This is a genomic window from Actinomycetospora sp., from assembly GCF_055612215.1.
Genome location: NZ_JBVPVA010000785.1, coordinates 1 through 4,711 on the forward strand (window position 1 = coordinate 1; position 4,711 = coordinate 4,711).

The 4,711-nt window shown below is 71.3% G+C and carries 6 protein-coding genes; all 6 read left to right on the forward strand.

The annotated features are described in order from the left end of the window. Positions 1–193: SufD family Fe-S cluster assembly protein (locus tag AC0CYZ_RS21465; protein WP_472219054.1), on the forward strand; the 193-nt coding region annotated here is incomplete at its 5' end. An 89-nt stretch (positions 194–282) separates the two neighbouring features. Next, positions 283–1,500: a Fe-S cluster assembly protein SufD gene (sufD, locus tag AC0CYZ_RS21470; protein ID WP_472219062.1), complete on the forward strand. Its 1,218-nt coding sequence runs from the start codon at positions 283–285 to the stop codon at positions 1,498–1,500. A gap of 65 nt (positions 1,501–1,565) precedes the next feature. After that, the gene (sufC, locus tag AC0CYZ_RS21475; protein WP_472219056.1) at positions 1,566–2,348 is read left to right on the forward strand and encodes a Fe-S cluster assembly ATPase SufC; all 783 of its coding nucleotides are present in this window, start codon (positions 1,566–1,568) and stop codon (positions 2,346–2,348) included. Beyond that, on the forward strand, positions 2,345–3,670 hold the full coding sequence (locus AC0CYZ_RS21480; RefSeq protein WP_472219058.1) for a cysteine desulfurase: 1,326 nt from the start codon (positions 2,345–2,347) through the stop codon (positions 3,668–3,670). Before sufC ends, AC0CYZ_RS21480 begins: the two co-directional genes overlap by 4 nt. 15 nt (positions 3,671–3,685) lie before the next feature. Further along, a complete protein-coding gene (gene sufU / locus AC0CYZ_RS21485) occupies positions 3,686–4,159 on the forward strand; it encodes a Fe-S cluster assembly sulfur transfer protein SufU (RefSeq protein WP_472219060.1) in 474 nt (157 codons plus the stop codon). A gap of 32 nt (positions 4,160–4,191) precedes the next feature. Continuing rightward, a complete protein-coding gene (locus AC0CYZ_RS21490; RefSeq protein WP_472219064.1) occupies positions 4,192–4,554 on the forward strand; it encodes a metal-sulfur cluster assembly factor in 363 nt (120 codons plus the stop codon). Positions 4,555–4,711 lie beyond the last annotated feature (157 nt).

Below are 4,711 nucleotides of genomic sequence, written 5' to 3' on the forward strand. Positions count from 1 at the left end.
CCACGAGGCGACCGTCTCGAAGGTCAGCGAGGACCAGCTCTTCTACCTGATGTCCCGCGGCCTCACCGAGGACGAGGCCATGGCGATGATCGTGCGCGGGTTCGTCGAGCCCATCGCGCGCGAGCTGCCCATGGAGTACGCGCTCGAGCTCAACCGCCTGATCGAGCTGCAGATGGAAGGAGCGGTGGGCTAGTGACCCCGCCCGACGACGGCGCCGCGGCCCAGGTCGGCGGAGGCGTGATCAGCGCCCCCGCCGACTCCGCGGAGGAGTACGACCCGGGCATCGCGGCCGCCTCGCCGCCGGCGTCCCGGCCCGGTTCGCCCGCGCTCGCGCCCTGGGAGGAGCGCCACCTCTCCTACGATGTCGAGTCCTTCGAGGTGCCCCGTGGTCGCGAGGAGCAGTGGCGGTTCACCCCGCTGCGGCGCCTGCGCGGCCTGCACGACGGGACGGCCACCGCGACGGCCTCGGCCTCGATCGAGGTCAGCGAGGGCTTCGGCAGCGGTGCCGACCAGGACGCGGTGACCGAGGACCTCGGCGACGACGCCCGGGTCGAGACCGTGGGTCTCGACGACCCGCGGCTCGGCGACGGCGGCATCCCCGCCGACCGCGTCGCCGCGCAGGCCTGGGCGTCGGCGACGGAGGCCACCGTGGTGACGGTGACCGGGCCCCGCCCGGCCGACCGCCCGATCACGGTGACCACCACCGGCCCCGGCGCGGGCAACACCGCCTGGTTGCACCTGCAGGTCCGCCTCGAGCCGCAGACCGAGGCCGTCGTGGTCCTCGACCACCGGGGCTCGGGCACGATCGGCGCCAACGTCGAGCTCGTCGTGGGCGACGCCGCCCAGCTCACCCTCGTCGAGGTGCACGACTGGGCCGACGACGCGGTGTTCGTCGGCGCCTCGCACCTGGGGATCGGCCGGGACGCCACCCTGCGCCACACCTCGGTGACCCTCGGCGGCGACCTGGTCCGGCTCTCGCCGACGGTGAACTACCGCGCCCCCGGCGGGGACGTGGAGCTCGACGGGCTCTACTTCGCCGACGGCGGCCAGCACTTCGAGCAGCGCCTGTTCGTCGACCACTCGATCCCGAACTGCCGGTCGCGCGTGGTCTACAAGGGCGCGCTGCAGGGCGTCGAGGGCAACCAGCCCGCGCACACCGTGTGGATCGGCGACGTGCTGATCCGCAAGGCCGCGGAGGGCACCGACACCTACGAGCTCAACCGGAACCTGCTGCTCACCGACAGCGCCCGGGCCGACTCGGTCCCCAACCTCGAGATCGAGACCGGCGAGATCGTCGGCGCCGGTCACGCGAGCGCCACGGGACGGTTCGACGACGAGCAGTTGTTCTACCTGATGGCGCGCGGGATCCCCGAGGAGCAGGCGCGGCGCCTCGTGGTCCGCGGGTTCTTCGGCGAGGTCATCCAGAAGGTCCGCGTCCCGGCGCTGCGCGAACGGCTCGAGGCGGCCATCGAGGCCGAGCTCGAGGTCGTCGGGGCGTAGCCCCGCGTCCCACGCGATCGGCCTGAGCGACCACCACCACACGTACTCGTAGTGAAAGAGGCTTGATGTCCACCCTCGAGATCCGCGACCTCCACGTCGAGGTCGAGACCGAGTCGGGCCCGAAGGAGATCCTGCGCGGCGTCGACCTGACGGTGAACTCGAACGAGACCCACGCGATCATGGGCCCGAACGGCTCCGGCAAGTCGACGCTGGCCTACTCGATCGCCGGTCACCCGAAGTACGTCGTCACGCAGGGGCAGGTGCTCCTCGACGGCGAGGACGTCCTGGCGATGGCCGTCGACGAGCGCGCCCGCGCCGGCCTGTTCCTCGCCATGCAGTACCCGGTCGAGGTCCCCGGCGTCTCGATGTCGAACTTCCTGCGCTCCGCGGCCACGGCCACCCGGGGCGAGGCCCCGAAGGTGCGGCACTGGGTCAAGGAGGTCAAGTCCGCGATGACGGACCTCGAGATCGACCCGGCGTTCGCCGAGCGCTCGGTCAACGAGGGCTTCTCCGGCGGTGAGAAGAAGCGCCACGAGGTGCTGCAGCTCTCGCTGCTCAAGCCGAAGTTCGCGGTGCTCGACGAGACCGACTCCGGCCTCGACGTCGACGCCCTGCGCGTCGTGTCCAAGGGCGTGAACGACTACAAGGCCCAGTCCGACGTGGGCGTCCTGCTCATCACGCACTACACCCGGATCCTGCGCTACATCGCGCCGGACAAGGTGCACGTGTTCGTCAACGGACGCGTCGCCCAGTCGGGCGGCCCCGAGCTCGCCGACGAGCTCGAGGAGAACGGCTACGAGCGGTTCGTCGGGGCGTTCGGCTCCGACAAGGAGGAGCAGCCGGCATGACCACGTTCGCACCCACGACAGCGGGTGCGACCCTGGATGTCGAGAAGATCCGAGCGGACTTCCCCATCCTGAGCCGCACCGTCCGGGACGGGAAGCCGCTGGTCTACCTGGACTCGGGCGCCACCTCGCAGCGTCCGCGCCAGGTCCTCGACGCCGAGCGGACCTTCCTCGAGACCTCCAACGCCGCGGTCCACCGCGGGGCGCACGCGCTCTCCGAGGAGGCGACCGACGCCTACGAGTCGGCGCGCTCCCGGACCGCGGCGTTCATCGGCGCCGACCCCGGCATCGAGACCTCCGAGATCGTCTTCACCAAGAACGCGACCGAGGGGCTCAACCTCGTCGCGTACTCGATGTCCAACGCGACCACGTCCGACGACCCGGCGGCGCAGCGCTTCCGGATCGGGCCGGGCGACGAGGTCGTGGTCACCGAGATGGAGCACCACGCCAACCTCGTGCCGTGGCAGGAGCTGTGCCGGCGCACCGGGGCGACGCTGCGCTGGTTCTCCGTGATGCGCGACGGGCGGCTGGACCTCGACTCGCCCGAGGCGCAGGACGTGATCAACGAGCGGACGAAGGTCGTCGCCTTCACCCACCAGTCCAACGTGCTGGGCACCGTCCCGCCGGTGGCCACGCTGGTGGAGCGCGCGAAGGCCGTCGGCGCGTACACCGTGCTCGACGCCTGCCAGTCGGTGCCCCACACGCCGGTCGACGTGCACGCCCTCGGCGTGGACTTCGCCGCGTTCTCCGGGCACAAGATGCTGGGCCCCTCGGGGATCGGGGTGCTCTACGGGCGGCGCGAGCTGCTCGAGGCGATGCCGCCCTTCCTCACCGGCGGGTCGATGATCGAGCTGGTGCGCATGGAGGGCTCGACGTACGCCGCGCCGCCGGCCCGCTTCGAGGCCGGGGTGCCGATGACCTCGCAGGCCGTCGGGCTCGGTGCCGCCGTGGACTACCTCTCCGAGATCGGCATGGCGAACGTGCACGCCCACGAGACCGCGCTCACCGCCGCGACGCTCGAGGGCCTGGAGGCCATCGACGGCGTCACGATCATCGGGCCGCGCACCACCGAGGCCCGCGGGGGAGCGGTGTCGTTCGAGATCGACGGCGTGCACCCGCACGACGCCTCGCAGGTCCTCGACGACTCCGGGATCGCGGTCCGCGTGGGACACCACTGCGCCTGGCCGCTGCACCGCGCGTTCGGCGTGCAGAGCTCGATCCGCGCGAGCTTCCACGTCTACAACACCCTCGACGAGGTGGCGGCGCTGCTCGACGGGGTGCGCCGCGTCCAGGACTTTTTCGGCGCCGGCGGCGTTGCGCTGTAGTGGGAGGTTGACGCCGTGAAGCTCGAGACGATGTACCAGGAGATCATCCTGGACCACTACCGGAACCCGCACGGCCGCGGCCTGCGCGACCCGTTCGACGCCGAGGTCCACCACGTGAACCCGACGTGCGGCGACGAGGTCACGCTGCGGGTGAACCTGGACGGCTCGGGGCCCGACGCGAAGGTCGTCGACGTCTCCTACGACGCGCTGGGCTGTTCGATCAGCCAGGCCGCGACGTCGGTGCTCAACGACCTCGTGGTCGGGCACACCGTCGGCGAGTCGTTCGAGGTGCTCGCCGCGTACCAGGCCATGGTGCAGAGCCGTGGCCAGGTCGAGCCCGACGAGGACGTGCTCGACGACGCCGTCGCGTTCGCCGGTGTCGCCGCCTATCCGGCCCGCGTGAAGTGCGCGCTGCTGGGATGGATGGCGTTCAAGGACGCGGTGGCCCAGGCTGACGCGAACGCTCCCGAGCTGGAGGGACAACCGTGACCGAGACCGACACCCCCCGCGGCGCCGAGGGGATGCCCGAGGCGGCGGCCCCGAAGGCCGACACGCCCTCCATCGACGACCTCGAGGAGGCCATGCGCGACGTCGTCGACCCCGAGCTGGGGATCAACGTCGTCGACCTCGGCCTGCTCTACGGGATCGACGTGCACACCGAGGACGCCGGCACCGTCGCGACCCTCGACCTGACCCTGACCTCGGCGGCCTGCCCGCTGACCGACGTCATCGAGGACCAGTCCCGCGCGGCCCTGACCCAGGGCCCGGGCGGCGGCCTCGTCGACGACATCCGCATCAACTGGGTCTGGATGCCGCCGTGGGGCCCGGACAAGATCACCGACGACGGCCGCGAGCAGCTGCGCGCGCTCGGCTTCACGGTGTAGGTGCTGCTCCGCGCTCCTGCGGACAGATGCCAGAAAACCGGGTCCTGCGGACCCGGTTTTCTGCTGTGTGTGACGACCACGAGTGCTCGTCCGAGGGCGTCAGATCTCGACGTAGTCCTCATCGAGCGTGATCGACGAACACCTGCCGAAATCCGGG